The sequence below is a fragment of the Variovorax sp. GW821-FHT09D05 genome, assembly GCF_059416325.1.
Genome location: NZ_JBWKOZ010000002.1, coordinates 68,921 through 92,887 on the forward strand (window position 1 = coordinate 68,921; position 23,967 = coordinate 92,887).

The window sequence follows — 23,967 nt, forward strand, 5'->3', positions numbered from 1 at the left end:
GTCCGGCGTCAGCCCCGGTTCGGCGACGAGTTCACCGGATAGGTGACGGCGGGCTGGGCAGCGGCGGGAGCGGGTGGCGAGGCGACCGGCGTTGTTTCCGCGGGCGCCCCGACTTCTTCCTCCGCTTCCGGGCCTTCGAGGAAACGGTCGAGCAGCGCGAAGAAGCGGTCGTAGAAGCGCTCGTCGGTCAGCGTTTCGCTCGCGACCTTCACCATCGCGTCGTCGCTGCCCGAGAACGGCAGCGAGAGCGAGCCGATCGCGCCCACGCCCAGGCTGGCCGAGTTGTTCACCTTCTTGATGCCGTAGCGGTCCTGCAGCGCGGTCGCAAAAGCCACGGTGCTCTTGCTGGCCTTGCCGCTTCTTGTGCTCTCGCGCGCGCAGACCACCCGGAACTCGACCTCGACATGCACCTCGGCCGCCGGCTGGAAGCTCTTGCGCCCGGTCACGAGATCGGCGTTGGCCGCCGTGATCATGTAGCCCTGGCTCAGCAGCGCGCGGCGCGCGGCCTCGCAGGTCTGGGCCTCGGTGGCCTCGTAATCTCGGGTGTGGGTGGTGGTCGAGCCGAAGGCTTCGGGCTCGTAGTTCACGCGGCGCGATGTGCTGCCGCAGCCGGCAAGTACAAGGGCGGACAGCAGGCCGAGTACGAGAACCCGGGCGCGAACAACTGGGAAAGAAGTGAGGTGCATGGACGGCATGGAGCGGCAAATGCTAACCGGCGCCTTGCCGGCAAGGCTTCGAGCGCGCCCGCGCGCCAGCGTTCCCTGCCGCGCGAGATTTTCAGGACCAGGGCAGCATGTGATGCGCGCGCGCCCGCGTCGCCGCGATCAGCCGCGCATTGGGCGCATCGGTGCTCGCCACCCAGGCGCGCGCCTCCTCGGCGCTGCGGCCGAACTGCTGGTGGCGCCGCACCAGGCGCTCCTCACGCACCGCATCGTCGATGTCCACGTACCAGACCTCGTCGAACATCGCCGCCGCGCCAGCCCAAGGGCCGACGTCGTGCAGCAGGTAGTTGCCTTCGCTGATGACAAGCTGCGTCGTCGGCAGCACCGCAATGGCGCCGGCAATCGGCTCCTCGATCTCGCGGCGGAATTCGGGAGCGTAGACGATGTCGCCATCGGGCCGCTGCTCGCGCAGGCGCTGCAGCAGCGCGACATAGCCGGCGCTGTCGAAGGTGTCGGGCGCGCCCTTGCGGCCGGAGCGGCCGAGCCGTTGCAGCTCGACGTTGGCGAGGTGAAAGCCGTCCATGGGGACGACCTGGGCGCGGTCGCCCAGCGACTGCCGCAGCGCCTCAGCCACGGTGGATTTGCCGGCGCCCGGTGCGCCCACCAGACCGAGCAGCTTGCGTCGCCCATCGGCGAGCAAGCTGTGAATGCGGGCGTTTTCTGCTTCGCCAACAGTGTTCATCGATACGACCTCAGGAGAGATGCCATTCAGGCAGGACTTCACGGCGGCTGAGCCAGTCCGAAAGGATGCCTTCGGCCCCGACGAAAGACGCCGCCATCCGCCGACGATAGCGCACAGAGTGTCTCGGTCGCCCCTGCTCTGACCGCCAGCCACAGGGCATCCGGGAAACTCTCCAACGGCCGCAGCCGTGCCGACGACGTCATTTCAGAATCGCGCGGAACGTCAGGCTGATGCGCACACCAGCGCCTTCAGCCTTGGGAATTGCATGCAGCCAGCCCTGCTGGACGGCATCCGACATGTAGAGCAGCGATCCATGGGGCAAGAGGTAGTCGAACCGGACAGTGCTATCGGCCTTGCTCCGGTATGCAATGGACCGGGGGCTGCCGACGGACACGATGGCAACGCCCGTGCCGGGTGCCAACGCCTCGCTGGAGTCCGAGTGGAAGCCCATCGACGACGCACCGTCGGCGTAGAAGTTCAGCAGGCAGTTGTTGGGGCGAAATCCGAGTTGAGCTTCAATCTGGCCGCATAGGGCTTCCAGCTCGACAGGCATCGGCACCGCCTCATAAGCAATCTGCGAATAGTTGTAAGGCACGCCGAAGCTAGCCGTCTTGCGCGCCCGCATGCGCTCATCCCACGCCACCGCGGCGCAGAGCCATTCGAAAAGGGCATCGGGCGCCGCGACGAACGCGGGATCGAGGTGAATAGGCGGACCGCTCATGGGTCCGCAGGATACAAGGAGCGGCGCTCTGCGATCAGGGGTACAGGCCGCGCTCTTGACGAGCCATCAGGATGCGCTCGCAAGCCACCGCATACGTCGCCGTACGCAGCGTGATCTTGTGCTTGTCCGCCGTGTCCCAGATCTGGTTCAGCGCGTTCATCATGATGCGGTCGAGGCGCACGTTGATTTCGTCTTCGTCCCAGAAGAAGGACGAGAAGTCCTGCACCCATTCGAAGTAGCTCACCGTCACGCCGCCGGCGTTGCAGATCACGTCGGGCACGACCAGCACGCCGCGCTCGGCGAGGATGTCGTCGGCGGTCGGCACCGTGGGGCCGTTGGCGCCTTCGAGCACCAGCTTGGCGGTGGTCTTCTGTGCGCGCTCGGCGGTGATCTGGCCTTCGAGTGCGGCCGGGATCAGGATGTCGCAGGCGACGTTCCAGAAGTCTTCGTTCGGCACGATGTCGCCGCCGGCCTTGAAGGCGATTACGCCGTCCTTGTTGGCCACCGGGATCAGCTTGGCCAAGTCGAGGCCGTTGGTGTTGACGATGGTGCCGGTGTGGTCCTGCACCGCGACGATCTTGGCGCCGGCTTCCGCGAACAGTTCAGCCGCGACCGAGCCCACGTTGCCGAAGCCCTGCACGGCGATGCGCGCACCGCGCAGGTCCATGCCCAGGCGGCGAGCGGCTTCACGGCCGGTGACGAACACGCCGCGGCCCGTGGCCTTGACGCGGCCCAGCGAGCCGCCCAGGTGCAGCGGCTTGCCGGTGACGACGCCGGTGGCGGTGCCGCCGACGTTCATCGAGTAGGTGTCCATCATCCACGCCATGATCTGGCCGTTGGTGTTGACGTCGGGCGCGGGGATGTCGGTGTGCGGGCCGATGATGATGCCGATCTCGCTGGTGTAACGGCGGGTGATCTTTTCCAGCTCCTGCAGCGACAGCTTCTTCGGGTCGACGCGGATGCCGCCCTTGGCGCCGCCGTACGGCAGGTTGACGGCCGCGGTCTTGATGGTCATCCAGGCCGACAGCGCCATCACTTCTTCGAGCGTGACGTCGGGGTGGAAGCGCACGCCGCCCTTGCCCGGGCCGCGGCTCATGTTGTGCTGCACGCGGTAGCCCTCGAAGTGGGCGATGGTGCCGTCGTCCATCTCGATCGGCACGTCGACGATCAGCGCTCGCTTGGGGCGCTTCAAGGTTTCGACCCAGCGGGCCAGCGGGCCGAGGTACGGCACGACGCGGTCGACCTGCGAGAGATAGGTGCCCCACGGGCTGTTCGCGGTCGGATTGACGAAGGAGAGTTTTTCGCTCATGAGAGATCCCTTGGTTTAAACGGGTGGCCGCAACGATAGACCTCTCCCGCGCGTCGCGCCATGGCTTATGCGCGCCGCGCTGGCGGTTATGCAAGAGAGGTTTGGTTTCGCAACCCCGGGCGGCACATCGCACCGATGTACCTGACAGAAACGTCATCTACGGGTTATCGACCCCGCGGATGCGCTTCGTAGAGTTGGCTTCACCAACCAAGGCAACCCAACCACCCTCAAGGAGTCCCGAATGAACAAGCAAGCTTCCGCCACCCGACTGCTCGGCACCGCCACCCTCGCCGCCCTGCTGGGCGTGATCGCAGCGCCGAGCTTCGCCGGCAACTACGCCGAGGGCGATCCGCGTCCCGTGCCGCTGACCTCGTCGACGACGCGCTCAGCGGTGACCGCCGACGCAGTGCAGTGGCTGAAGACCGCGCCCACGCAGGGCTACACCAGCGGCTATCAGCAGGGAGCAGTCGCAGTCTCGGCCAACACCCGCGCCGCGGTGGCGGCCGACACGCGGCTGTGGATCCAGTCGGGTCTGGCGGCTCAGCAGAGCGGCGAAGCCGGTGCCGATATGACGAAGCCCGGCTACCGCCAGGCGGCAGCCGAATACACCAAGCTGCGCGCGAGCCCCGCCTACGGCGCACTGGTCGACCAGCTCAAGGACCAGCAGGCGGCGGCGCAGTCGCAGACCCAGGTTCGCTGAGAGCGCGCGAAAGAGCTGGCGGCGCACGGCGGCGCCCTGGGTAGGCCAGGGTAGACCACCGCCAGCGCCTTGGTTCTATCTCCTATGGTCAGCGGTCATAGGCCGCATCTTCCGCCAGCAATCAGCGTTCGGGCCGGATAATCTTCTGATGCTCGACCTGGACCGCATCGATCTCCGGCTGCTGAAAATCCTTCAGGAGGACGGCCGCATCACCAACCTCAAGCTGGCCGAGGCAGTGGCGCTCTCACCCACCGCGGTGCTGGCGCGGGTGCAGCGGCTCACGCGCGACGGCTTCATCCTGGGCTACGAGGCGCGGCTCGATCCGCACAAGCTGGGCCGCGGCTTCACCGTCTTCGTCGAGGTGCTGCTCGACCGCACCACGCCCAATGTGTTCGACCAGTTCAAGGCCGCCGTGCAGGTGCGCGACGAGATCATGGAATGCCACATGGTGGCGGGCGGCTTCGACTATTTGCTCAAGACCCGCATGGCCGACATGGCCGCCTACCGCGAGTTCGCGGGCACCGTGCTGTGGCAATTGCCCGGCGTGCGCGAAACGCGGACTTATGCGGTGATGGAAGAAGTGAAGAGCAGCGCGCGCCTCCCGCTGGGGGTGTGAGCGCGCCAGCTGACCTCAGGCGGGCTTGCGTGCCCGTCCACCGAAGATCGCCGTGCCGACGCGCACCATCGTGCTGCCTGCGCTGATCGCCGCTTCAAGATCAGCGCTCATGCCGAGCGACAGCGTGTCGAGTTCGATGCCCGCGTCGCGAATCGACTGGTACACCGCATGCGCGCGCAGGCACAACGCGCGCTGCGCCTCGAAGTCCGCCGCCGGTTCGGGGATCGCCATGAGCCCGCGCAGCCGCAGCTGTGGCAAAGCCGCCACAGCGCGTGCCAGCGCCAGTGCCTCTTCAGGCGGCACCCCGGACTTGTTGGCGCCGCCGTCCACATTAACCTGAAGGCATACATTGAGCGGCGGCAGATGAGTCGGCCGCTGGGCCGACAGGCGCTCGGCAATCTTCAGCCGGTCGATGCTGTGGACCCAGTCGAAGTGCTCGGCCACGGGCCGCGTCTTGTTGCTTTGCAGAGGGCCGATGCAGTGCCATTCGAGGGTGGCGCGCAGATCGGCGAGGGCTTCGATCTTGTCCAGACCCTCCTGCACGTAGTTCTCGCCGAAGGCCGACTGGCCCGCCGCATGCGCCTCGCGCACCGCCTCCGGCCCGAAGGTCTTTGACACCGCCAGCAGCCGCACCTCACCCGGGTCGCGGCCGGCCGTTACACATGCCTTTGCGATCCGGCTGTTTACTTGCTGGAGGTCGTCGCCAATCATCGTCATAATCGTCCAAAATCGTATCAAAACGTCACCGAACTCGAGCCGAGGAGCCCCGTGGACATCACCCAATTGCTGGCGTTCAGCGTCAAGAACAAAGCCTCCGACCTGCACCTTTCCGCAGGCCTGCCGCCCATGATCCGCGTGAACGGCGACGTGCGCCGCATCAACGTCGACGCGCTCGATCACAAGGGCGTGCATGCCATGGTGTACGACATCATGAGCGACACGCACCGCAAGCACTACGAAGAGTTCCTGGAGGTCGACTTCTCGTTCGAGATCGACGGCCTTGCGCGCTTCCGTGTGAATGCCTTCAACCAGGCGCGCGGCGCGGCCGCGGTGTTCCGGACCATTCCCTCGAAGATCCTGACGCTGGAGCAGCTGAACGCGCCGAAGATTTTCGGCGAACTCGCGCTCAAGCCGCGCGGACTGGTGCTGGTGACGGGCCCCACGGGCTCGGGCAAGTCGACCACGCTGGCGGCAATGGTCAACTACCTCAACGAAAACGAGTACGGCCACATCCTCACGGTGGAAGACCCGATCGAGTTCGTGCACGAGTCGAAGAAGTGCCTGATCAACCAGCGCGAAGTGGGCCCGATGACGCTGTCGTTCTCGAACGCGCTGCGCTCCGCACTGCGCGAAGACCCGGACGCCATCCTGGTGGGTGAGCTGCGCGACCTCGAAACCATCCGCCTCGCCATGACCGCGGCCGAAACGGGCCACCTGGTGTTCGGCACGCTGCACACGTCGTCGGCCGCCAAGACCATCGACCGGATCATCGACGTGTTCCCGGGCGAGGAAAAGGAAATGATCCGCGCGATGCTGTCGGAGTCATTGCAGGCCGTGATCTCGCAGACGCTGTGCAAGACCAAGGACGGCCAGGGCCGCGTGGCGGCGCACGAGATCATGCTGGGCACGCCCGCCATCCGCAACCTGATCCGCGAGGCCAAGGTTGCGCAGATGTACTCCACCATCCAGACCGGCCAGGGCTCGGGCATGCAGACGCTTGACCAGAACCTGACAGAGCTGGTGCGCCGCAATACCATCTCGGCAGCCGAAGCCCGCGGCAAGGCGAAGATCCCCGAAAACTTCCCGGGCTGATTCAAGAAGAGCAGCCCCCAGGAGCACAGACATCATGGAACGCGATCAAGCCAGCCAGTTCATCAACGACCTGCTCAAGCTCATGGTGAGCCGCAACGGCAGCGACTTGTTCATCACCGCCGACTTTCCGCCGGCCATCAAGGTCGACGGCAAGGTCACCAAGGTGTCGCAGCAGGCACTGGGCGCGTCGCACACGCTGGCGCTCACGCGCTCGATCATGAACGACCGCCAGACGGCGGAGTTCGAGCGCACCAAGGAATGCAACTTCGCGATCTCGCCGACCGGCATCGGCCGCTTCCGCGTGAACGCCTTCGTGCAGCAGGGCAAGGTCGGCATGGTGCTGCGGACCATTCCCGCCAAGCTGCCGACCATCGACGGCCTGGGCATGCCGCAGATTCTGAAAGACGTGTCGATGACCAAGCGCGGCCTCACCATCATGGTGGGCGCCACGGGCTCGGGCAAGTCGACCACGCTGGCCGCGATGATCGACTGGCGCAACGAAAATTCGTACGGCCACATCGTGACGGTGGAAGACCCGGTCGAGTTCGTGCATCCGCACAAGAACTGCGTGGTGACGCAGCGCGAAGTGGGCATCGACACTGACAGCTGGGAAGCCGCGCTCAAGAACACGCTGCGCCAGGCCCCAGACGTGATCCTGATGGGCGAAATCCGCGACCGCGAGACCATGGAGCATGCCGTGGCCTTCGCCGAAACCGGCCACCTGTGCATGGCCACGCTGCACGCCAACAGCGCCAACCAGGCGCTGGACCGGATCATCAACTTCTTCCCCGAAGAGCGCCGCGCGCAACTGCTGATGGACCTGTCGCTGAACCTGCGTTCGCTGGTCTCGCAGCGGCTGGTGCCAACCGAAGACGGCCAGGGCCGGGTGGCCGCGGTTGAAGTGCTACTGAACACGCCGCTGATTTCCGACCTGATCTTCAAGGGCGAGGTCGGCGAGATCAAGGAAATCATGCGCAAGAGCCGCAACCTGGGCATGCAGACCTTCGACCAGGCGCTGTTCGACCTGTTCGAAAGCCACTCGATCACCTTCGAAGATGCCATCCGCAACGCGGACTCGGCGAACGACCTGCGGCTGCAGATCAAGCTGAACAGCCAGCGTGCGCGCAGTACCGACCTGGCTGCAGGCACGGAGCACTTCGCGATCGTTTAAGCTGCAATCGCTCAGTCGATCGTTCGCTGCCACGCAGCGAAGATTCCTGCCGCCAGCGCAACCACCGCCATCGCGGTGAACCCGTCCAGCGAGGCCATGAACGTGGCCTGCTGTTCCAGCGTGCGGTACAGCGTGCCCAGCGCCATGGCATGTGCCTCGCCGGCAGCGTGGCCCGCCGCCGCGAACCCACGGGTCAACGAATCCAGCGCCTGCATGAAGCTCGCGTTCGCGGGATTGGCCGATTCGCCGAGCCGCACCTCATGCAGCGCCAGCCGGTGCTGCTGCAGCGCGATCACGCTCGAGGTCGCGAATGAAATCGCCAGCTGGCGCACGAGGTTCTTCAGCCGGTAGCCGTGCGCGAACTCCTCTGCCGCGAATGGCTTGAAAGTGAGGTTCGCCACCGGCAGCACGACGAACAGCATCAGCAGCCCGCGCAACAGCAGCGGCACCAGCAAGGCCTCGCGCCCCGCCTGCGGCGTGACCCGCGACAGCCACCACGCCGCCAGCGCCGCAATACCGAAGCCCGTGACGATGAGCCATTTCTTGCGCGCCAGCCGCGCCGAGTACTTCAGGTAGACGAACACCAGCAGCCCGGTCGCGAGCGAGGCCGCGCCCGTGAAATAGCCGGTGTTTCCCACGGTGAAGCCGAGCCCGCCTTCCATCATCCGCGGCAGCAGGTAGCTGAAGCCCGTCGAGAGGTAGTAGTAGACGACGTACAGCGCCAGCCCCACGCGAAACGACGCGTTGCGCAGCGCATGCAGCCGCACCAGCGGCGCGGGGTGTTGCCATTGCTGCCAGCCGAACCACGCGAGCCCCGCCACGCCGGCGATGGTGAGGCCGATCAGCGCTGGCGATCCGGTGAACAGCTCGAAGTGCGAGCGCGTCAGCACCACCTGCAGCGCAGCCTGCGCGAGTGCGAACACCACGTAGGCGACGTAGTGCGGCTCGGTGCGCTCGTGCGGCTCGACGTCGCCGATGTCGGGCAGCGTCCAGAGCACGAGCAGCCCGATCAGCGCCGCAACCGGCGCGGTGCTCGCGAACAGCCAGCGCCAATCGAAGTTGGTCACGAGAAAGGCGCCCGCGATGGGCGCCAGAGCGCCGCCGAAGACGATCAGCACCATGAACGCCTTCAGCGCCTTGGCGCGGCGTGCGGGCGGAATGCCGATCTGGATCAGGATGCGGCAGGCGCCGAGCATCGGGCCGACGAAGTAGCCCTGCACGGCGCGCGCGAGCGTGAGCTGCATCGAGTTGTCGCACAGCGCCGCGCCCACGCCGCCCAGGGCAAAGGCGAACATGCAGACGGCCAGGTAGCGCCGGTAACCCAGCCGCTCGATCCACGCATGCTGATGCAGGATGCCGAGCACCGCGCCCAGCGCATAGGCGCTCGAAGCCCACACCAGTTCGTCGGGCGAGGCGTTGACGCCGCCGGCGATGTAGCTGGCGAAGAAGGCGAACAGCGCGTTGTCGAAATAGTCGATGGCCGTGACGAGGCCGATGGCCCAGGGCAGCAGCGCGGCCGCGGCATTGCCGCGCGAAGGCCGCGCCAGAGCCGAAGTGTTCATGACGCCGGCCGTTCCTTGCGGCGCTGTTCGAGCGCCTCTTCCACCGGCTCGCCGGCCAGGCGACGCTCCACATAGTCGAGGTCGCGCCGCAATTGAGCCTGTAGCGAAGCCGCCTCCTTGAGCTCCCTGCGGACCTGCGCCACGCGCGCATCGAGCGTGCCCAACTGCCCGGTGAGCGTTTCGCGCAGCGTCTTGAGCGAGGCGTTCGACAGCCGCGGGCGCCCGCCTTCGGCCGGCGCCTCCATCGGCTGCTGCAGCATCGTGGTGATGGCTGTCAGCGAAAAACCCAGCGAGCGCATGCGCAGCACACGCGCCAGCTTGTCGAGGTCGGCCTGCTCGTAGAGGCGGTAGCCGCCCTCGCTGCGCACCGGCACCACGATGCCCAGCTCCTCGTAGTACTTGAGCGTGCGCGGCGTCACGTCGAGCCGGGCCGCGGCATCGCGCACGGTGATGGTCTTGGCGGGGCTCGCTTCGGTCATGGTGGAGGCATTCTACTCAAACCTGTACGTTCACGTACAGGTTGAGTCCATCGCACCTGTCGCGGAATGGCTTTAAGCTGTCGCCCCATGAGCAGCATCAACACCCGCACCTACGAATCCGTCCCCGCGCAGACAGTGGCTTTCCTCGGCCTCGGCGTCATGGGCGGCCCCATGGCAGGCCACCTGGCCAAGGCCGGCCACAGCGTCACGGTCTACAACCGCACCCCCTCCAAGGCACAGGCCTGGGCCGCCGAGTTCGGCCCGCCCGGGCGCCATGCCGCCACCCCGCGCGAAGCAGCCGCCGGCGCCGACATCGTGTTCTGCTGCGTCGGCAACGACGACGACCTGCGCTCAGTGGTACTGGGCGACGACGGCGCTTTCGCCGGCATGAAGAAAGGCGCCGTGCTGGTCGACCACACGACCGCCTCGGCCGACGTGGCGCGCGAACTCTCCAAGGCCGCGCAGGCACTGGGCCTGCATTTCATCGACGCGCCCGTCTCGGGCGGCCAGGCCGGCGCGCAGAACGGTGCGCTCACCGTGATGTGCGGCGGCGACGCCGCGGCGTTCGAGCGCATCAAGCCCGTGGCCATGGCGTTCTCGCGCGCAGTCACGCTGCTGGGCGAAAGCGGTGCCGGCCAGCTCGCGAAGATGGTGAACCAGATCGCCATCGCGGGCCTGGTGCAGGGCCTGTCTGAAGCCATCGCCTTCGGCCAGCGCGCCGGGCTCGACATGGAGGCTGTGCTGGGCGTCATCAGCAAGGGCGCGGCCCAGAGCTGGCAGATGGAAAACCGCGGCAAGACCATGATCGAAGGCAAGTTCGACTACGGCTTCGCGGTCGACTGGATGCGCAAGGACCTGGGCCTGGTGCTCGACGAGGCCAAGCGCAACGGCGCGCGCGTGCCGGTGACAGCGCTGGTCGACCAGTTCTATGCCGACGTTCAGCAGGCCGGCGGGCGACGCTGGGACACGTCGAGCCTCATCATTCGACTCAAATGAAAAAAGCCCGCTGATGCGGGCTCTTTTCATTGCGACGCTGCTGCCTGTTTGTCAGCGCACCGGCGAGGTCGTCGCGTTGCCCGAAGGCTGCGTCGACGTGGAGCCCGACCCAGGCAGCGGATCCATCGGCGGCAGCGGCACGCGCGAGGTGGAAGACGACGACGAAGGCGTGGATGGCGAGGCCGACGTCACCGGCGCCGGGCCCGTACCGCCGCGCTGCGCCGCAGCCTGGTTCGCCGCCTGGCTGGCTGCCAGGTCTGCCTCGCTCACGATCTCGACCACCCGCACCACCTTCACCACGCCCGAGATGCCGCGCGTGATTTCGGTGGCACGATCGGTTTCGCGCCGCGTGGCGATACCCATCAGGTAGACCGTGCCGCGCTCGGTCACCACCTTGAAGGAATTGGCGAAGATGTCCTTGGCATTGAGCAGCGAGGCCTTCACCTTGCCGGTGATGTAGAGGTCGTTCGAGCGGTCCTGGAAGGTGCTCGAGGCGCCGATGGTCAGTTCGTTCACCACCGAGCGCACGTTCACGATGCGGCTCACCTCGTCCTCGACGCGGCGGCGGTCGGCATCGCTGCCCACGGCGCCGGTCAGCAGCACCTGGCGGTTGAAGCTGGTGACGCTCACGTACATCTGGTCGTTGGCGATGTCGCGCACGCGGGCCGCGGCACGCAGTTCGATGCCCTGGTCGTCCAGTTGCGCACCCGAGCTGCGGCGGTCGGTAGCCACCATGCCCACGCCCACCACGGCCGCGCCGCCCACGACGAGCGGCACGCAGGCGGACAGGCCTGCAACCAATGCGGCGCCCAAGGTGAGGGCAAGGGCGAAACGCTGGGTCGATGTCGTCTTCATGGTCGTCATGGTCATGAGGAAGCTTCCTGTTCTCCGAGTAACTGGGCATCCACGCCGTCGCACAGGCAATGCAGCGCGATCTGGTGGATTTCGTGGATGCGCGCCGCACGCTCGTGCGGCACGCTGATCTGGACGTCGGTTTCGCGCAGCGCGCGGCCAATGGCGCCGCCCGAGCCGCTGCTGCCCGCGCCCGGAGCCGAAGGCACGCCCGAAACGGCGTTGCCCAGCAACGCGACCACGGTCATGTCGCGCTCGTGCGCGGCCGCCACCGCAGCCAGCACCGACGCAGACTGCCCGCTGGCGCTCAGTGCGAGCAGCACGTCGCCGGCCTGGCCGAGCGCACGCACCTGGCGGGCAAAGCGATCGGAGTCCGCAGCACTGGCGCTGTCGGCCTCGGGGTCGGTGGTGTCGCCTGGCAGCGCGATGGCGCCGAGCTCGGGCCGCTCGCGTTCGAAGCGGCCCACGAACTGCGCGGCGAACTGGGCCGCAAGCAGGCCAGACACGCCGGCGCCGCAAGCCAACACCTTGCCGCCGCTGGTCACGCAGGCCAGGATGGCCTGCATCGCTTGAGAGATGGGTTTGCTGAGGACCGGTCCGGTCTGGTATTTGAGGTCGGCACTATCGATGAAGTGCTGCTGAATACGTTGCTCAAGCATGAGGCGGGATGATAACTGGGGGTTGTGAAACAAGACGTGTGAGTTGTGGAGCCCTCGGCAGGGCTTCAGTTCCCCATGCGGGGCACTTCAGCCGGCATCGAAGGCGCCTTGAAGCCAGGTGATTTTCTCCTCGACCAGCACCACGTCGAAACGGCATGGCGGCACCACGCGCAGCCGGCTCAGGTAGTGCTGCGCGGCGAACACGATGCGCCGCTGCTTCATCCCTGTGATGCTGCCGCCCGCGCCGCCGTGCGTGCCGGCGCTGCGCTGACGGACCTCGACGAACACCAGCGTGCCGCCTGAGGAGCCGCGCGGATCGCGCATGATCAGGTCGATCTCGCCGCCGCCGCGCCCGGGCGTCCGATAATTGCGCGCGAGCAGCAACAGGCCGGCGTCCCGCAGGTAGTCGAGCGCGGCGTCTTCCGCCGCATCGCCCCGATGCTTCGTTGTGGTGGTCTTCATGGCTCCCTGCCTGCAATCTTTTTTTGTTCGTTCGTTCCGACGGAGAAACCTCTTGGCTTCACTCGCCCCTGCTTCTTTCGGCGCCGCCCTCGCGGCCGCGCACGACGCCGCGGGTGCGCAGCATTATCCGCAGGGCACGCTCTACGTGGTCGCCACGCCCATCGGCAACCTGGCCGACATCACGCTGCGCGCGCTGCACGTGCTCCAGCTGGTGGACGCCATCGCCTGCGAGGATACGCGCCACACCCAGAGCATGCTGCGCGCCTACGGCATCGACCGCCCCGGCGCGCGGCTGCTGGCGGTGCACCAGCACAACGAAGCCGAGGCCGCGCAGACCGTGGTCGCGCGGCTCGCGCAGGGCGAGCGCATCGCGTATGTCAGCGACGCCGGCACGCCCGGCGTGAGCGACCCCGGCGCGCGGCTGGCCGCAGCCGTGCGCGCGGCCGGGCAGCGCGTGCTGCCGCTGCCGGGCGCCAGCAGCGTGACCACGCTGATCGGTGCGGCGGGCCTCGTGGCCGATGGCGGCAGCGACGGCAATGCCAGCAGCAGCGCCTTCGTCTTCGCCGGCTTCCTGCCGAGCAAGGCTGGCGAGCGCGACACCGCCGTGCAGGCGCTGTTGCAAGAGCCGCGCGCCGTGGTGCTGCTCGAAGCGCCCCACCGTATCGAGAGCCTGGCGCGTGCACTGGCCACGCTGGGCGAGCGCCGCATCACCGTCGGCCGCGAGCTCACCAAGCAGTTCGAGGAAATCGCCACCGTCGCGGCCAGCGCTCTGCCCGAGTGGTTCAGCGCCGACCGCGACCGCACGCGCGGCGAGTTCGCGCTGGTGCTGCACCCCGTGGCGGTGAGCGGCGACGGCGGCGCGGAAGGTGAACGCGTGTTGCGCCTGTTGCTGGCCGAGCTGCCCGTGAAGACTGCGGTGAAGCTGGCTGCCGAGATCAGCGGCGCGGCGCGCAACACGCTGTATGAAACCGCGCTACGCATTCGCAATGGCGCGGAAGAAGCCTAGCCCGACAGAAACTCCGGCGGCACGGCGCCCGTCAGCCAGACCCCGTTCTCGGCGCGATGAAAAGCATGGCCCAGCGCATGCATGCGGCCCGCATCGACCTTGAGCACATGCGCCCTGCCGTGGCGCTGCCCCACTTGCACCGCCGTGGCTTCGTCGGCAGACAGGTGCACATGCTGCCGCGAGCCTGGCAGCAAGCCCTGCTCGCGAATGGCATCGAGAAAGCGCGTGGCCGTCCCATGAAAAAGCAGCACTGGCGGCGCCACCACCTCGAAGCTGCGGCTGACCTGCAGCGTGGAATGGCCTTGCAGCGCGCGGATGCGCTGCCCGTCGATCGAAAGCTCGTAACGCTTCTTCACGCCTGAGTCGGCTGCGCGCACCACGTCCGCCACCGTCAGGTCGCGTCCCCCGTCCACGGCCCCCGCCACCAGCGCATCGATGCTGGCCCAGCCCTGCACATCGAGCCGCAGGCCGATGGACTCCGGCGCATGCCGCAGCACATAGGCGATGAACTTGCTGGCGTCTTCGGGCGTCATGGCGTTTTCCAATGATCGCCGTGCGCAAGCAGCGCGTCCATCAGCCGCCGCTCATGTGACGTCGGTGGCCGGTCGGCCGCGCGGAACACGTGGTATTCGAGCGGTGGATAGCCATGCAGCGGGATTGCCACCAGTCCCTTCGGAATGCGGCAGCATGCGTTCACTACCGTCAGCCCGAAGCCCAACTGAGCGAAGCGCAGCATCAGCTCCCAGCCATTGGCTTCGAGCGAAGGTTGCCACGGCACCGACTCGGCCTGCAGTAGCCGCCCGAGCAACTCGCGGTGCGGTCGCCCCGCCGGCGGCACGATCAATTGCGCGTCCTTCAAGTCCCGCAAGCGCACCGACTTGCGCGAGGCCAGCGCGTGTGCGCGCGGCACGACCAGCACCTGCCCTACGGCGGTCAGCCGCACTGCAGCCAGGTCAGAAGGCGTCGTGCCGAGCGGCGCGATGCCCAGTTGTGCCTGGCCCGCCCGCACCGCCTGGATCGATTCATCGCGGTTGCGCGTAAGCAGTTGCAGGTGCGGCGACGCACCCGGCCCCGAGAACTGCGACAGCGCCCTGCCCAGCAGATAGAGGTACGCGCCCTCGCCGGCCGCCAGCGTGACGACCGGCGTGTCTTGCCCAGCGACCAGCCCCTTCACGAAGCGCTGGTTGAACGCAAGCAGCTCCCGCGCATGCCGCGCGACCTGCTCACCCGCACCCGTGAGCTCGAGCGCGCTGCCCACCCGGACATAGAGCTTTGCGTCTAGCTGCTCGGACAGCTTGCGCACCTTGGCGTGCAGTGCCGGCTGGCTGATGTGCAGCAGACGCGCCGACTCGCTGAAGTTCACCGTATCGGCGAACACGGCAAACGACTGCAACGCATCCAGGTTGGTGCGGGGAATGTCCATCTATCCATTTTATGGATAGCAAATCAAATATCAGTAGTTCCTGATGATTGGCTTCATTTCTACGATCCGGCTGCTTCAAAAACAAAAGGAACAAGAAATGAAAAACACATCTCATCTCCCCCGGCTCGGCATCGACATCGGCCGCGTGTTGATCGCGGCCGAAGGCGCCAACGGCGCAGACACCTCCTTCATTGGCGGTTCACTGGAAGATGCACTGAGCACGCCGCCCTACGAAGGCATGTTCAATGCCGTCGCGCCGCTGGTCGACAAATTCGAAGGCCGCGTGTGGCTGGTGTCGAAATGCGGGCCGAGCGTGCAGGCCAAGAGCCGCGCGTGGCTGCGGCACCACCGCTTCTTCGAGCGTACCGGCATTGCGCCGACAAACCTGCGCTTCTGCCTCGAAAGGCCACAGAAGGCCGATCACTGCCGCGAGTTGTGCATCACGCACTTCATCGACGACCGCACCGATGTGCTGCGTCACCTGGAAGGCATCGTGCCGAACCGGTACCTGTTCGGCCCGCAGCGCAAGCCGGTGACGATAGCGGGGTTGGTGCTGCTGCCGTCGTGGAAAGATGCGGCAACGCTCATTAACTGATGCCCCGAGGCTAGCTGTCGAGCTCGGCGTAGCGCCTGAAGATGCCGTCTTCGTTGAACGCGATACGGCGCTGGCTCTGCAGGTAGTCATGCACGCGCTGGCGGCGCCTGACGTTGGCGTGCAGCTTCTCGACCGCGGGCGTTGCGGCCAGCGCCCGGGCCGTGGCCTTCGGAAATGCGTAGTGCAGGCCGTCCACCAGCTGGAACAGCGACAGGTCCGCATAGGTCAGCATGTCGCCCACCAGGTGCAGGTTGCCCGCGGGATTGCGCTGCAGCACCCGCTCGAACCAGTTCAGGAACTTCGGGATGCGCTCGTCGCGAAAGGCCCGTGCGCGCTGCACGGCCGCGTCGCGCTGGTCTTCGTAGTAGGCGGCGACCGAGATCGGATGGTGCGTGTCGTGCGCCTCGGCCACCACGTCGGCGATGGTGAGCTGCAGCTGGTGCGTCCACAGCCCGTCGGACTCGCCCACGCCAGACAGGCCGAGCCGAGGCCCCAGGTACAGCAGGATCGCGGCGGTCTGCCCGACCACGATGTCGCCATCGACGAGAAAGGGCGGCGCGAACGCGGGGCGCGCGCTGTTGGGGTCGTCCAAACGCTCGCCGAGTGCGGACTCGCCTCCGCCCTTGGCTTCAGGTAGCCGCGCCACGTCGACATAGTCGGCGCCAGCCGCCTTGAGCGCGAGCCGCACGAATTCGCCGCGGCCCTGAATGGTGGGCCAGTAATGGAGTTGGTAGGGCATGCGGCCATGGTGTCACGAGTGCGGGGACCATGGCAACCGTGCGTGCGCTGCGCAGCATCATGCGAAGAACGCCCCGTCACACCGCGCTGTTGAGGATCGTGTCCTCGAACTGCAAGTGCTCGAAGTTGCTGCCCGTGAAGTCGATGCCCTCGCCTCGCAATCCAAGGGCCTTGACCTGCGTGCCGGTGCATTCGAGCAGCTTGACTTCGGACCACCGGCCCTGATCGAAGTTGACTCCGTTCAACCGGCACTGCATCAAGCAACTACCGCTGAGTGTGCTTCGCCTGAATTCGGCGCGATCGAAGACACAGTTGACGAAAGTGCAGCCGGTGATGGAGATGCCGCTGAAATCGCAGGCATCGAAGACACAGTCGGTGAACCGGCAGGCCGTCCATTGCGCTTGGCGAAAAGTCGTGGCTGCGAACCTGCTGCCAGCGAACACGGAATCGGTGAACCGGGCCAGATCGAGGTCAAGACCGACATAGGCGGAGGCGTCCGTTTGCCCAGCCAAGCCGGCCGGAGCGCCACCCGCGCCTTTGCGCCAGAGGTCGTGGTTGAGGATGATTTCTTGCGAACTCATTACGGTCTGTTCATTCGTGGCTTTGCTGGCGAGGAGGCCACTCGATGCGCGAGAGCTGAACTGTGGGAGGGCGAGCATTCCAGGCTTCCAGGCAAGCCTCGCTGCAGCACGGCCACCAGCCGAGCGGCCCGTCCGCAATCAACTCGCCACAGCCTGCCCGACACCATCGGGATTTTTGGAGCACCGAGCGTGCCCGCAGGTGGGCGGATTTGGCGTGGTGCGGCTTTTGGGTAGGCGGATCTAGCTCCGTCTTGGATTGCTGTGGTTCCTCCGGATATTTCATGTTTTCTTTGCTAAACAACAACTGACCAAGGTTGCCCCACTCACTCCGATCAAATTGCACTCCGTTTTTTAGTGAGTTGGCCCAACTTGTAAAAGCCGGGCATTTCATTGACATACCTACGGTGCGCGCGTAACGGGAGGCAAAAGTATGCAAAATGCCTCTTCAACATCCTGAGCCGTCAGAGAAGCATTATTAGACGTTAATGGATAGCTTTTTATCTTCTTTTTGCCCGCAACCAAATTCATCATGTGTGGTCCATTTTTATTGGAGTAGATGACTACTCCATCCAGCCCTTCGTCGACTCCGTTCTCAGCATCTCTGAAAGATTTCAAGAGATAATTCAAATGCCGAAGCGCCACCTTGTCTTTTTTTAAGAAAACCTTCCAAGCCAGATCATTGGTAATTCCAACGGGTCGTTTTTTCATGTACAACATTGATCCCCCGTCTTTCCAATCAACGCCACACTCCAAATCAATTCGCCCAGATCTTATGAAATTTACAATCACTCCATCGACATCAAAGGCATCATGATCCTTTTCCAGGTTAATCCAAACCACCAGCCGATCACTTCTGTACCCTGCAAATGAACTCACAGGACACCAAAAAAAAGAAAAAATCACAACAAAAATAATGAATACTTTTTTTAAAGCCAAATAAATCATCCACCACCCCTCACAAGATATCATTATTTAATTGAGCTCCGCGTTTTCCGGGCTTATCTGGAGGTATTCCCAACATCAAATTCAGCGACGTAACGTCCATTTCCTCCAACCCTGAAGAGATCAGATCTCTTTTTGCCTGCTCATAATAAGAAACAGGAACGAAGTATTTCAAATAATTTGAACTGCCCTCGCTTTTAACCTCCATCTTTCCATCTTTTCCCCTGACTCTTACTGGAGCCTTGATTTTCATCGGGAAAGGAGTAAATCTTATTCGACTACTCTGATTTCCTCCAAGAAGGATCAAATCCTCACGACCCTTCTTGGCGTAGACAAATCCAACATGATGCCCGCGACCGGATTTAGACGTAACCATTCCAATGGCCCCATATATCGGTTCATTCAGCTCAACAAATAAAGGATTTCTGACTACAGGCGCCAGTTTTTCAGATTTCTCTTTCGGCCCGTCCACTTCATAAAAACCGTGCGCGCGAGCTTTAGGTATTTTTCGATTTGGAAAGCCTATGTTTTCTATCGGATACTTTGCCTGCAACAGGCACCAATTCACAAAAGCCGCACACCAAGCATTATTCCTTCCAGCCATCGATTTAACGCCATCATCAATTTCTATGTGATAGTTGATCTTGTCCTGCAGCGTGAGCTCAGTTTCTCCACGTCTAAGCTTTGCTTCGGCAATAGCAATGGGCATCCAGGGAGCACACCCTGGCGCCGGGTTGATCAATGCCAAGACCTTTCCCGTTCCTTCCTTGGATCGCTCTGAATTCGATGGCTCTATGCCAGATGGAATTGGAGGTGCTGGTGGTGGAGGAAGACGTGGGCGCTTTATTGGAGTTACCGAGGCTATTGGCGTCTCCGCCGTTGTTACTGGTGGAGTCGCCAACTTATCGCTTGGTTTTACCTTGCCACTTCCATTGATCAGCAACACCTCGCCAGGGTAAATCCTGTCGCTGCTCAAGCCATTACCATCCTTGATTACGTCAACGCTGGTGCGATATAGCTTTGCAATTTTCCAGAGGCTGTCTCCAGGCTGAACCACATAGCTCATCGGCTTCTTCTTCCCTGCCGTGGAGCTGTTGATCTTCTCCGAACCCGCAACACCCTTCCACTTTCTGAATTTCGCCAAAAGATTGAAATCCTTGCCGGCGCTTCCTTGAATCGATCCAACTGTCACTGGCTCCTTGGTCTTCGGGTCCATGACCTTGACATGCACGGCTGAGTTGTCTGCAGGATGAATCACGGGCGGGAAGCGCCCTGTTTCATCAGATTTAGCCTTTTCTTCCTTGCCTCCTTTTTGCAAAATTATTTCCGTACCGGGCAGAGGTTGACTGCCATTGGTAGCGTTGATTCTGCTTACGACAACCCAGGTTTCTTTTCGAGTCTCGATATTGGCGTGATATCCCTCGATCTCCGAAATGCCGTTCATTATTTTTTCTAGCTCTGCATCGGTGCATTCGCCTATTTTTCTGTGGGCTGGAATGCCGCTCGTCTTGAGTAAATCGCTCGTATATTTTTCTGTATTGTTTTCATTTTTTGGGGCATAGATGGGGATAGCCTCTGAGATGGTCCGCTCGCCGTGCAGCCGCTTCAGGTTTGCTTTCAACTCCTCTCGCCCTGAGTCTTCGTCGGGGAAGATCAGAAATGTTCTGTTCGATCGGGTTGTGGCAAACCCGATGTAGCCCTTTGCCTTCTTTGGGGCTGGCACACCATTTACCATTCGGGCTGTCAAATCTCCAGGATTGTTGATTCGCCATGGCAAGGTTCCGCCAGAGCGCAGCAAATGGCGGCCGTCTTCACAGATGAATTCGGCGACTTCGATATTGGGGTGGTAAGTTGCAGATATCAGCTTTGGCATGATCAGATTTAGCGCTTACGCCTGCCCTTTCAAATGGGCCTCCACCGCAGACTCAGAAAGAAAATGATTGAGGCCGAAATTGCCCGTCGATTTGGCGAATTTTGAGTTTTCGATATCTGACGAGCTATCGTCCGAACCATCGCTTTCGCCTTCGTCGTTTTCAGGCTCGAAAGCATCTGCATTGCTCCGTGCCGTACGAATCGTCGGAATAGGGCTCCAGCCCCAGACTTCTTCACCCACGATCAGCGTTGCCTCGTCTGGCGTCTCGAAGCTGATTCGCGGTAGCCGCCCATCGTCGGGAATGACTCCCTCAGCCTTGATCTGCTTTCGCTCGTCCAGAATCTTGTAGGGCAGCCCCGCCATTTCCATGTGCTTGAAGACTTCGTCGCTGCCAAGAGGTGCGAAGCGAACGCTGTACTTATCGTCGTGGCCGACACCCTCCATTCGCAGGAGCTTTTCCATGTCCATCGGCCCCGCGTAGCTATGGGTGCTCGCGTGCTCACGCCAAAGGCCTTTCGTCCCATGCACGATCCCCGAGGCGCTCCACTTGGTGAAGCTGCTGCCTCCATTGATCAGGATCTCTTCCTTGGCGGTGATGCTGATCTTGTTGGCCTCCAGCTTGATGTCGAGCTTGGCTAGGAGATTGATGCTGTTCTGCAGGGCGACGATGTCTATGCCGGCGGTAGCGGCTGTCAGGCGGATGGCCTTGTAGGCGAAGAGGCGTGCGGCCTCCTTCACGCTGACCAGGAAGCCCTTGCCTGCGCTGATGCTGGTATGGCCACCGCTGCTCAACGCGTTGTGGGTGATGCTGGCGATGTGGGTGGTGCCCGCCGCGGTGCTCTGGATGCCGGCCGCGCTGGCGAGCACGAGGTGAGGTTCGCTGAGTTCCGGAAACGCGCCTTGCTGCGAGCCACCATCGCCACCCTTGCCCTTGATGGCGTCGTTCTGCTCCTTGAGAACCGTCGTGACTGCGTCCTGGTCGCCCGCTTCGTGCGCCTTGGCCTCTTGGGCGGTTTGGCTCTGGCGTTCGTGCAAATCGCGTGCGGCCGTCAGGCGCGCCACGGTCTCCCCCAGGTCTGTGATGTGCGCCTGCGCATTGGGTCGTGTCTCGGTGGAAAGCAACAGGCCCCTGGCGGCGCGCACTGCGGCATGGCCATCGGTACGCAGTTCGGCGCCCTCGCCGCGGTCGTCCTTGCGGCCTGCCGTGTCATCGATGCGACCGATGTGGCCAAGGCTCAGGCTGCTGCTGAGGTGGTCGCTCTTGAGTTGCGCCTGGATCTTTCCGGGGTGGTCGTCCAGCGCCAGATGATTGCCGCGTGCTCCGCCCGTACCGCCCGAACCATCGTTTGCGCTCAGCTCGCGGCTGCGAATGCCTGAGAGATTCGTCTGTTCGGGCAAACGCCACGCCGGCATGTTCTCTGCGTTGAACACGCGTCCGGTGATGATGGGGTAGTCCGGATCGCCACCCAGAAAATCGACGATGACTTCATGGCCGATGCGTGGCAAGGCCGCTGTGCCGAAGGTGTCGCCGGCCCAGGACGTGGACACGCGCACCCAGCAGCTGGAGTTCTCGTTGCGCTGGCCGAGGCGATCCCAGTAGAACTGGACTTTGACGCGGCCGTACTGGTCGGCCCAAATTTCTTCATTCTTCGGGCCGACCACGATAGCCGTCTGCGGACCACGCGTGCGAGGCTTTGGCGTGGTGCGCACCGGTCGCCATGCGTAGCTGACTGGCTGCGCTTCGAACGCAAAGCGCTGGACGGAGCCCTCACCGGCATTGGCACCTTCGCTGGCCTGGAGGTTTTCTTGCAGCTCGTATTCGACGCTGGTCAGAAGGTACTTCTGGTTCTGGTCGTCCCTTGGGTGGCTGGCGAGCTCGAAGGTATGGCCCGGTGCAAGCTCGCGCCGGTTGGAGCGCCCGCTCGCAACACAACGTGCGCTCAACTGCTCTTCGGTTCGAATGCGCGTGTAGGTCTCTCCGTCGTCGTGCTGCTTGTAGCCACCGGGCCATGCGTACAACTCGAAGTCGTCGAATGCATGACCCGAGTGCATTTGCAGTTGACTCGAGAGGTCCGCCCTGGGTTTGAGGAGGTCGTATTCATTGGTGAAGTGAAAGCCGGAGCGGACTTCTTCGCCGCTCTTCCATTCGTAGATGCGCTCGTTCGGCCTCGGGCCTCCGCCGGTCATGCCCGCCTTCTCCAGGGGATGGAAGCGCACCGTCTCGCCACCGGGCAGCGGATCGTGCGATGTGGCAATGTCGTCCGCGAACACGAGCACCTGCTGCGAGGCCTCGTGCCTGAAGTAGTAATAGATACCTTCGTGCTCGCACAGGCGCGAGATGAAGGCGAAATCGGTCTCGTCGTATTGAGTGCAGTAATCCCACGTGCGGTAGCTGCGGCTGAGCTTCTGTTCGGAGGGAAAGCCGTAGCGCTCCAGCACTTCCATCACGATTTCGGGAACACTCCTTGATTGGAATACGCGGAAATCACTGCGCCTCGTCGCGAGCCACAGCCAAGGCCGCAACTGAAGGCGATAGAAAGAATGCCGGGCGTCTTCCTGCTGAAGCCCGAAGCCTGCGGCGACGCCGCCCAGGTAGCGCGTGCCGCCGCTTTCCGTTTGCACCGCCACGGTGGCGGGCTTTCCGAGCAGCAGTTTCGGATCGATGCCGTTGCTGCTGCCCAGCAGGTCGACTTCGAAATCGTAGAGCCGGCTCAGCGCCTCACGACCGGCAAGCCGATGGAATTGCAGCGCCGCTCCCAGCGGCGTTTGAATGGTGACGCGGCGGGTCATTGCACCGCCGAAGACGCAAAGACGCACGCCGGGCGAACATGCCAGCGCGTGCCATCGAAGATGGACATGGATCCTCCCTGAAATCGCTCCGCTCTAACGGCGGTAAGCTTTGTCAGAGTATGTAAGTGCCTGGAGCTTTCCAGCAGGCAGCAATGAGAAGTGCCTGCGAATCCGTGAACGAATACACGCGCCAAAAGTGGCTTGCGTGCCTCGGCGAGAACGTTGGTTTCGAGTGTTTACTAGTCGGTAGTCGGATCGCCCTCGGGCGCATCCGAAAAAAGAGCGTCTCTCAACAAACCCCAAGAGCTCTGATCAGGCGCGCAGATCAACCCGCCAGTGAGATGGTCCAGCTTGTACGGCGACCCGTCGAAATGAGCGCTGTAGCCGCCTGCCTCTTCATGAATGAGCCAGCCCGCAGCGTGGTCCCAGGGCATCAGCTTGTAATAGAGCAGCGCGTGGCAATGGCCCGCAGCCGCCATCCTGTATTCATGCGCAGCACAGCGCATCCAGAAGTTCATGGCGACCTTCGGCAAATTCCGGATCACCGTCGAGCGCATAGGCTGCGGAAGGAAGTTGGTGCCAGCCACCACGTGCATCTGGTTGACCGGCACAGGGAGAGCGACCTTTATCTCCTTGTCGATCATGTCGGCCCCTTGCCGCCAGGCACCACCCCCGCGCACTGCGAATGACGTGTCGTCGCAGACAGGGTCATGGATGACGCCCATGACAACCTCGCCTCGCACCGTGGCCGCGAGCATGACGCCAAAGAGAGGAACGCCGGAAGAGAAGTTCTTCGTTCCGTCGATAGGGTCGATGATGAACGCGAGGTCGGCCGTTGCGATCCGCGACAGCACGCCGGGGTCGCGACCAGCCGCCTCCTCGCCAATGACGAGCGCGCCTGGATAGAGCTGAAGCAGCCGCTGCGCAATCTCGCGTTCCGCAGCTTCGTCTGCATCCGTGACCACGTCGAAGGTAGAGGATTTTTCTCTCGTGCTGCTGGCCAGCGAGCCATTGAAGCGCGGCATGATCTCGGCGCGCGCGACTTCGGCCAGGATCTTCCCCGCGATCACCGCGTCATGGCGAGTGAATGTTTTCATGCAGAGGCATTTCTCCGAGGAAAAATGAAAAAGGCCGGAAGCTTCTGAAAGCTTCCGGCCTTGTATCTGGTCCCGCCGCCAGGAATCGAACCTGGATCTCAGCCTTCGGAGGGCCGAATTCTATCCGTTGAAATACAGCGAGGAATTGGGGTCCGGCATGCACCGGAGCCACGCATTAT

The 23,967-nt window shown here is 63.6% G+C and carries 25 protein-coding genes and 1 tRNA gene; 7 read left to right on the plus strand and 19 right to left on the minus strand.

Annotated features, from left to right (window positions below; all coding sequences use genetic code 11):
* Positions 1-8: 8 nt before the first annotated feature.
* From AC07O3_RS04805 to AC07O3_RS04820, 4 genes are all read right to left on the minus strand, one after another.
* Positions 9-587: a DUF2242 domain-containing protein gene (locus AC07O3_RS04805; RefSeq protein ID WP_495338722.1), complete on the minus strand. Its 579-nt coding sequence runs from the start codon at positions 585-587 to the stop codon at positions 9-11.
* A gap of 190 nt (positions 588-777) precedes the next feature.
* Positions 778-1,404 carry a nucleoside/nucleotide kinase family protein gene (locus AC07O3_RS04810; protein WP_495338723.1) on the minus strand — a complete coding sequence of 209 codons (627 nt, stop codon included), beginning with the start codon at positions 1,402-1,404 and terminating at the stop codon, positions 778-780.
* A gap of 199 nt (positions 1,405-1,603) precedes the next feature.
* Positions 1,604-2,125 carry an alpha-ketoglutarate-dependent dioxygenase AlkB family protein gene (locus AC07O3_RS04815; RefSeq protein WP_495338724.1) on the minus strand — a complete coding sequence of 174 codons (522 nt, stop codon included), beginning with the start codon at positions 2,123-2,125 and terminating at the stop codon, positions 1,604-1,606.
* A gap of 34 nt (positions 2,126-2,159) precedes the next feature.
* On the minus strand, positions 2,160-3,434 hold the full coding sequence (locus tag AC07O3_RS04820; RefSeq protein ID WP_426390595.1) for a Glu/Leu/Phe/Val family dehydrogenase: 1,275 nt from the start codon (positions 3,432-3,434) through the stop codon (positions 2,160-2,162).
* 241 nt (positions 3,435-3,675) lie between these two features.
* Here AC07O3_RS04820 and AC07O3_RS04825 point away from each other — a divergent pair, with 241 nt between their 5' ends.
* Both AC07O3_RS04825 and AC07O3_RS04830 read left to right on the plus strand, forming a co-directional pair.
* Positions 3,676-4,134, plus strand: a complete 459-nt coding sequence (locus AC07O3_RS04825; RefSeq protein ID WP_307617623.1) for a hypothetical protein — start codon at positions 3,676-3,678, stop codon at positions 4,132-4,134.
* Positions 4,135-4,282: 148 nt separating this feature from the next.
* Positions 4,283-4,750 carry an Lrp/AsnC ligand binding domain-containing protein gene (locus AC07O3_RS04830; RefSeq protein WP_093057684.1) on the plus strand — a complete coding sequence of 156 codons (468 nt, stop codon included), beginning with the start codon at positions 4,283-4,285 and terminating at the stop codon, positions 4,748-4,750.
* A 15-nt stretch (positions 4,751-4,765) separates the two neighbouring features.
* Here the strand turns inward: AC07O3_RS04830 and AC07O3_RS04835 are convergent, their stop codons facing one another.
* Positions 4,766-5,467, minus strand: a complete 702-nt coding sequence (locus tag AC07O3_RS04835; protein ID WP_093178457.1) for a YggS family pyridoxal phosphate-dependent enzyme — start codon at positions 5,465-5,467, stop codon at positions 4,766-4,768.
* Positions 5,468-5,518: 51 nt separating this feature from the next.
* Here AC07O3_RS04835 and AC07O3_RS04840 point away from each other — a divergent pair, with 51 nt between their 5' ends.
* Together AC07O3_RS04840 and AC07O3_RS04845 are read left to right on the plus strand one after the other, a co-directional pair.
* Positions 5,519-6,562, plus strand: coding sequence for a type IV pilus twitching motility protein PilT (locus AC07O3_RS04840; protein WP_007833310.1), 1,044 nt, complete (start codon positions 5,519-5,521; stop codon positions 6,560-6,562).
* Between the two features lie 34 nt (positions 6,563-6,596).
* On the plus strand, positions 6,597-7,733 hold the full coding sequence (locus AC07O3_RS04845; protein ID WP_093057686.1) for a PilT/PilU family type 4a pilus ATPase: 1,137 nt from the start codon (positions 6,597-6,599) through the stop codon (positions 7,731-7,733).
* Positions 7,734-7,744: 11 nt separating this feature from the next.
* Here the strand turns inward: AC07O3_RS04845 and AC07O3_RS04850 are convergent, their stop codons facing one another.
* Entirely contained in the window at positions 7,745-9,295 is a 1,551-nt protein-coding gene (locus AC07O3_RS04850) for an MFS transporter (protein WP_495338725.1), read from the minus strand.
* Positions 9,292-9,774 (minus strand): MerR family transcriptional regulator, encoded by a 483-nt coding sequence (locus tag AC07O3_RS04855; RefSeq protein ID WP_495338726.1) that lies wholly within the window; start codon positions 9,772-9,774, stop codon positions 9,292-9,294. Before AC07O3_RS04855 ends, AC07O3_RS04850 begins: the two co-directional genes overlap by 4 nt.
* Before the next feature lie 87 nt (positions 9,775-9,861).
* Here AC07O3_RS04855 and AC07O3_RS04860 point away from each other — a divergent pair, with 87 nt between their 5' ends.
* A complete protein-coding gene (locus AC07O3_RS04860; RefSeq protein ID WP_495338727.1) occupies positions 9,862-10,770 on the plus strand; it encodes an NAD(P)-dependent oxidoreductase in 909 nt (302 codons plus the stop codon).
* A 51-nt stretch (positions 10,771-10,821) separates the two neighbouring features.
* Here AC07O3_RS04860 and AC07O3_RS04865 read toward each other — a convergent pair whose 3' ends face one another.
* The 3 genes from AC07O3_RS04865 to AC07O3_RS04875 all read right to left on the minus strand — a co-directional run bounded on the left by AC07O3_RS04865 (position 10,822) and on the right by AC07O3_RS04875 (position 12,743).
* On the minus strand, positions 10,822-11,640 hold the full coding sequence (locus tag AC07O3_RS04865; RefSeq protein ID WP_495338728.1) for a BON domain-containing protein: 819 nt from the start codon (positions 11,638-11,640) through the stop codon (positions 10,822-10,824).
* The gene (locus AC07O3_RS04870) at positions 11,637-12,281 is read right to left on the minus strand and encodes an SIS domain-containing protein (RefSeq protein WP_093057690.1); all 645 of its coding nucleotides are present in this window, start codon (positions 12,279-12,281) and stop codon (positions 11,637-11,639) included. The genes AC07O3_RS04865 and AC07O3_RS04870 overlap by 4 nt, the downstream gene beginning before the upstream one ends.
* Before the next feature lie 87 nt (positions 12,282-12,368).
* Positions 12,369-12,743, minus strand: coding sequence for a YraN family protein (locus tag AC07O3_RS04875; protein WP_093178462.1), 375 nt, complete (start codon positions 12,741-12,743; stop codon positions 12,369-12,371).
* Positions 12,744-12,795: 52 nt separating this feature from the next.
* On the opposite strand from AC07O3_RS04875, the gene rsmI reads away from it, so the two are divergent.
* A complete protein-coding gene (gene rsmI / locus AC07O3_RS04880) occupies positions 12,796-13,749 on the plus strand; it encodes a 16S rRNA (cytidine(1402)-2'-O)-methyltransferase (protein ID WP_495338729.1) in 954 nt (317 codons plus the stop codon).
* Here rsmI and AC07O3_RS04885 read toward each other — a convergent pair.
* Both AC07O3_RS04885 and AC07O3_RS04890 read right to left on the minus strand, forming a co-directional pair.
* The gene (locus tag AC07O3_RS04885) at positions 13,746-14,282 is read right to left on the minus strand and encodes an RNA 2'-phosphotransferase (RefSeq protein ID WP_495338730.1); all 537 of its coding nucleotides are present in this window, start codon (positions 14,280-14,282) and stop codon (positions 13,746-13,748) included. The two genes, rsmI and AC07O3_RS04885, sit on opposite strands and share 4 nt — an antisense overlap.
* Positions 14,279-15,172, minus strand: coding sequence for a LysR family transcriptional regulator (locus AC07O3_RS04890; RefSeq protein ID WP_495338731.1), 894 nt, complete (start codon positions 15,170-15,172; stop codon positions 14,279-14,281). The genes AC07O3_RS04885 and AC07O3_RS04890 overlap by 4 nt, the downstream gene beginning before the upstream one ends.
* A 43-nt stretch (positions 15,173-15,215) precedes the next feature.
* Between AC07O3_RS04890 and AC07O3_RS04895 the strand changes: the two genes are divergently transcribed.
* Positions 15,216-15,767 carry a hypothetical protein gene (locus AC07O3_RS04895; protein ID WP_495338732.1) on the plus strand — a complete coding sequence of 184 codons (552 nt, stop codon included), beginning with the start codon at positions 15,216-15,218 and terminating at the stop codon, positions 15,765-15,767.
* Positions 15,768-15,777: 10 nt separating this feature from the next.
* Here AC07O3_RS04895 and AC07O3_RS04900 read toward each other — a convergent pair whose 3' ends face one another.
* From AC07O3_RS04900 to AC07O3_RS04930, 7 genes are all read right to left on the minus strand, one after another.
* Complete coding sequence (locus AC07O3_RS04900; protein WP_495338733.1) at positions 15,778-16,506, minus strand: glutathione S-transferase; 729 nt, start codon at positions 16,504-16,506, stop codon at positions 15,778-15,780.
* Between the two features lie 76 nt (positions 16,507-16,582).
* The gene (locus AC07O3_RS04905) at positions 16,583-17,086 is read right to left on the minus strand and encodes a pentapeptide repeat-containing protein (protein ID WP_495338734.1); all 504 of its coding nucleotides are present in this window, start codon (positions 17,084-17,086) and stop codon (positions 16,583-16,585) included.
* A gap of 399 nt (positions 17,087-17,485) precedes the next feature.
* A complete protein-coding gene (locus AC07O3_RS04910; RefSeq protein WP_495338735.1) occupies positions 17,486-18,031 on the minus strand; it encodes a hypothetical protein in 546 nt (181 codons plus the stop codon).
* Positions 18,032-18,041: 10 nt separating this feature from the next.
* A complete protein-coding gene (locus tag AC07O3_RS04915) occupies positions 18,042-19,901 on the minus strand; it encodes a LysM peptidoglycan-binding domain-containing protein (RefSeq protein WP_495338736.1) in 1,860 nt (619 codons plus the stop codon).
* A gap of 15 nt (positions 19,902-19,916) precedes the next feature.
* Entirely contained in the window at positions 19,917-22,691 is a 2,775-nt protein-coding gene (locus tag AC07O3_RS04920; protein WP_495338737.1) for a type VI secretion system Vgr family protein, read from the minus strand.
* A 239-nt stretch (positions 22,692-22,930) separates the two neighbouring features.
* Positions 22,931-23,788: an inositol monophosphatase family protein gene (locus tag AC07O3_RS04925; protein WP_495338738.1), complete on the minus strand. Its 858-nt coding sequence runs from the start codon at positions 23,786-23,788 to the stop codon at positions 22,931-22,933.
* Positions 23,789-23,855: 67 nt separating this feature from the next.
* Positions 23,856-23,930: transfer RNA gene (locus AC07O3_RS04930), tRNA-Arg, on the minus strand.
* Positions 23,931-23,967 lie beyond the last annotated feature (37 nt).

Coding starts and splice junctions, on each gene's coding strand:
- AC07O3_RS04830 (WP_093057684.1), top strand. CDS start 4,283: ATGCTCGACCTGGACCGCATCGATCTCCGGCTGCTGAAAATCCTTCAG.
- AC07O3_RS04915 (WP_495338736.1), bottom strand. CDS start 19,901: ATGCCAAAGCTGATATCTGCAACTTACCACCCCAATATCGAAGTCGCC.
- AC07O3_RS04890 (WP_495338731.1), bottom strand. CDS start 15,172: ATGGACATTCCCCGCACCAACCTGGATGCGTTGCAGTCGTTTGCCGTG.
- AC07O3_RS04870 (WP_093057690.1), bottom strand. CDS start 12,281: ATGCTTGAGCAACGTATTCAGCAGCACTTCATCGATAGTGCCGACCTC.
- AC07O3_RS04885 (WP_495338730.1), bottom strand. CDS start 14,282: ATGACGCCCGAAGACGCCAGCAAGTTCATCGCCTATGTGCTGCGGCAT.
- AC07O3_RS04810 (WP_495338723.1), bottom strand. CDS start 1,404: ATGAACACTGTTGGCGAAGCAGAAAACGCCCGCATTCACAGCTTGCTC.
- AC07O3_RS04910 (WP_495338735.1), bottom strand. CDS start 18,031: ATGATTTATTTGGCTTTAAAAAAAGTATTCATTATTTTTGTTGTGATT.
- AC07O3_RS04895 (WP_495338732.1), top strand. CDS start 15,216: ATGATTGGCTTCATTTCTACGATCCGGCTGCTTCAAAAACAAAAGGAA.
- AC07O3_RS04875 (WP_093178462.1), bottom strand. CDS start 12,743: ATGAAGACCACCACAACGAAGCATCGGGGCGATGCGGCGGAAGACGCC.
- AC07O3_RS04925 (WP_495338738.1), bottom strand. CDS start 23,788: ATGAAAACATTCACTCGCCATGACGCGGTGATCGCGGGGAAGATCCTG.
- AC07O3_RS04820 (WP_426390595.1), bottom strand. CDS start 3,434: ATGAGCGAAAAACTCTCCTTCGTCAATCCGACCGCGAACAGCCCGTGG.
- AC07O3_RS04835 (WP_093178457.1), bottom strand. CDS start 5,467: ATGACGATGATTGGCGACGACCTCCAGCAAGTAAACAGCCGGATCGCA.
- AC07O3_RS04855 (WP_495338726.1), bottom strand. CDS start 9,774: ATGACCGAAGCGAGCCCCGCCAAGACCATCACCGTGCGCGATGCCGCG.
- AC07O3_RS04815 (WP_495338724.1), bottom strand. CDS start 2,125: ATGAGCGGTCCGCCTATTCACCTCGATCCCGCGTTCGTCGCGGCGCCC.
- AC07O3_RS04845 (WP_093057686.1), top strand. CDS start 6,597: ATGGAACGCGATCAAGCCAGCCAGTTCATCAACGACCTGCTCAAGCTC.
- AC07O3_RS04920 (WP_495338737.1), bottom strand. CDS start 22,691: ATGACCCGCCGCGTCACCATTCAAACGCCGCTGGGAGCGGCGCTGCAA.
- AC07O3_RS04850 (WP_495338725.1), bottom strand. CDS start 9,295: ATGAACACTTCGGCTCTGGCGCGGCCTTCGCGCGGCAATGCCGCGGCC.
- AC07O3_RS04905 (WP_495338734.1), bottom strand. CDS start 17,086: ATGAGTTCGCAAGAAATCATCCTCAACCACGACCTCTGGCGCAAAGGC.
- AC07O3_RS04865 (WP_495338728.1), bottom strand. CDS start 11,640: ATGACCATGACGACCATGAAGACGACATCGACCCAGCGTTTCGCCCTT.
- AC07O3_RS04900 (WP_495338733.1), bottom strand. CDS start 16,506: ATGCCCTACCAACTCCATTACTGGCCCACCATTCAGGGCCGCGGCGAA.
- AC07O3_RS04860 (WP_495338727.1), top strand. CDS start 9,862: ATGAGCAGCATCAACACCCGCACCTACGAATCCGTCCCCGCGCAGACA.
- AC07O3_RS04825 (WP_307617623.1), top strand. CDS start 3,676: ATGAACAAGCAAGCTTCCGCCACCCGACTGCTCGGCACCGCCACCCTC.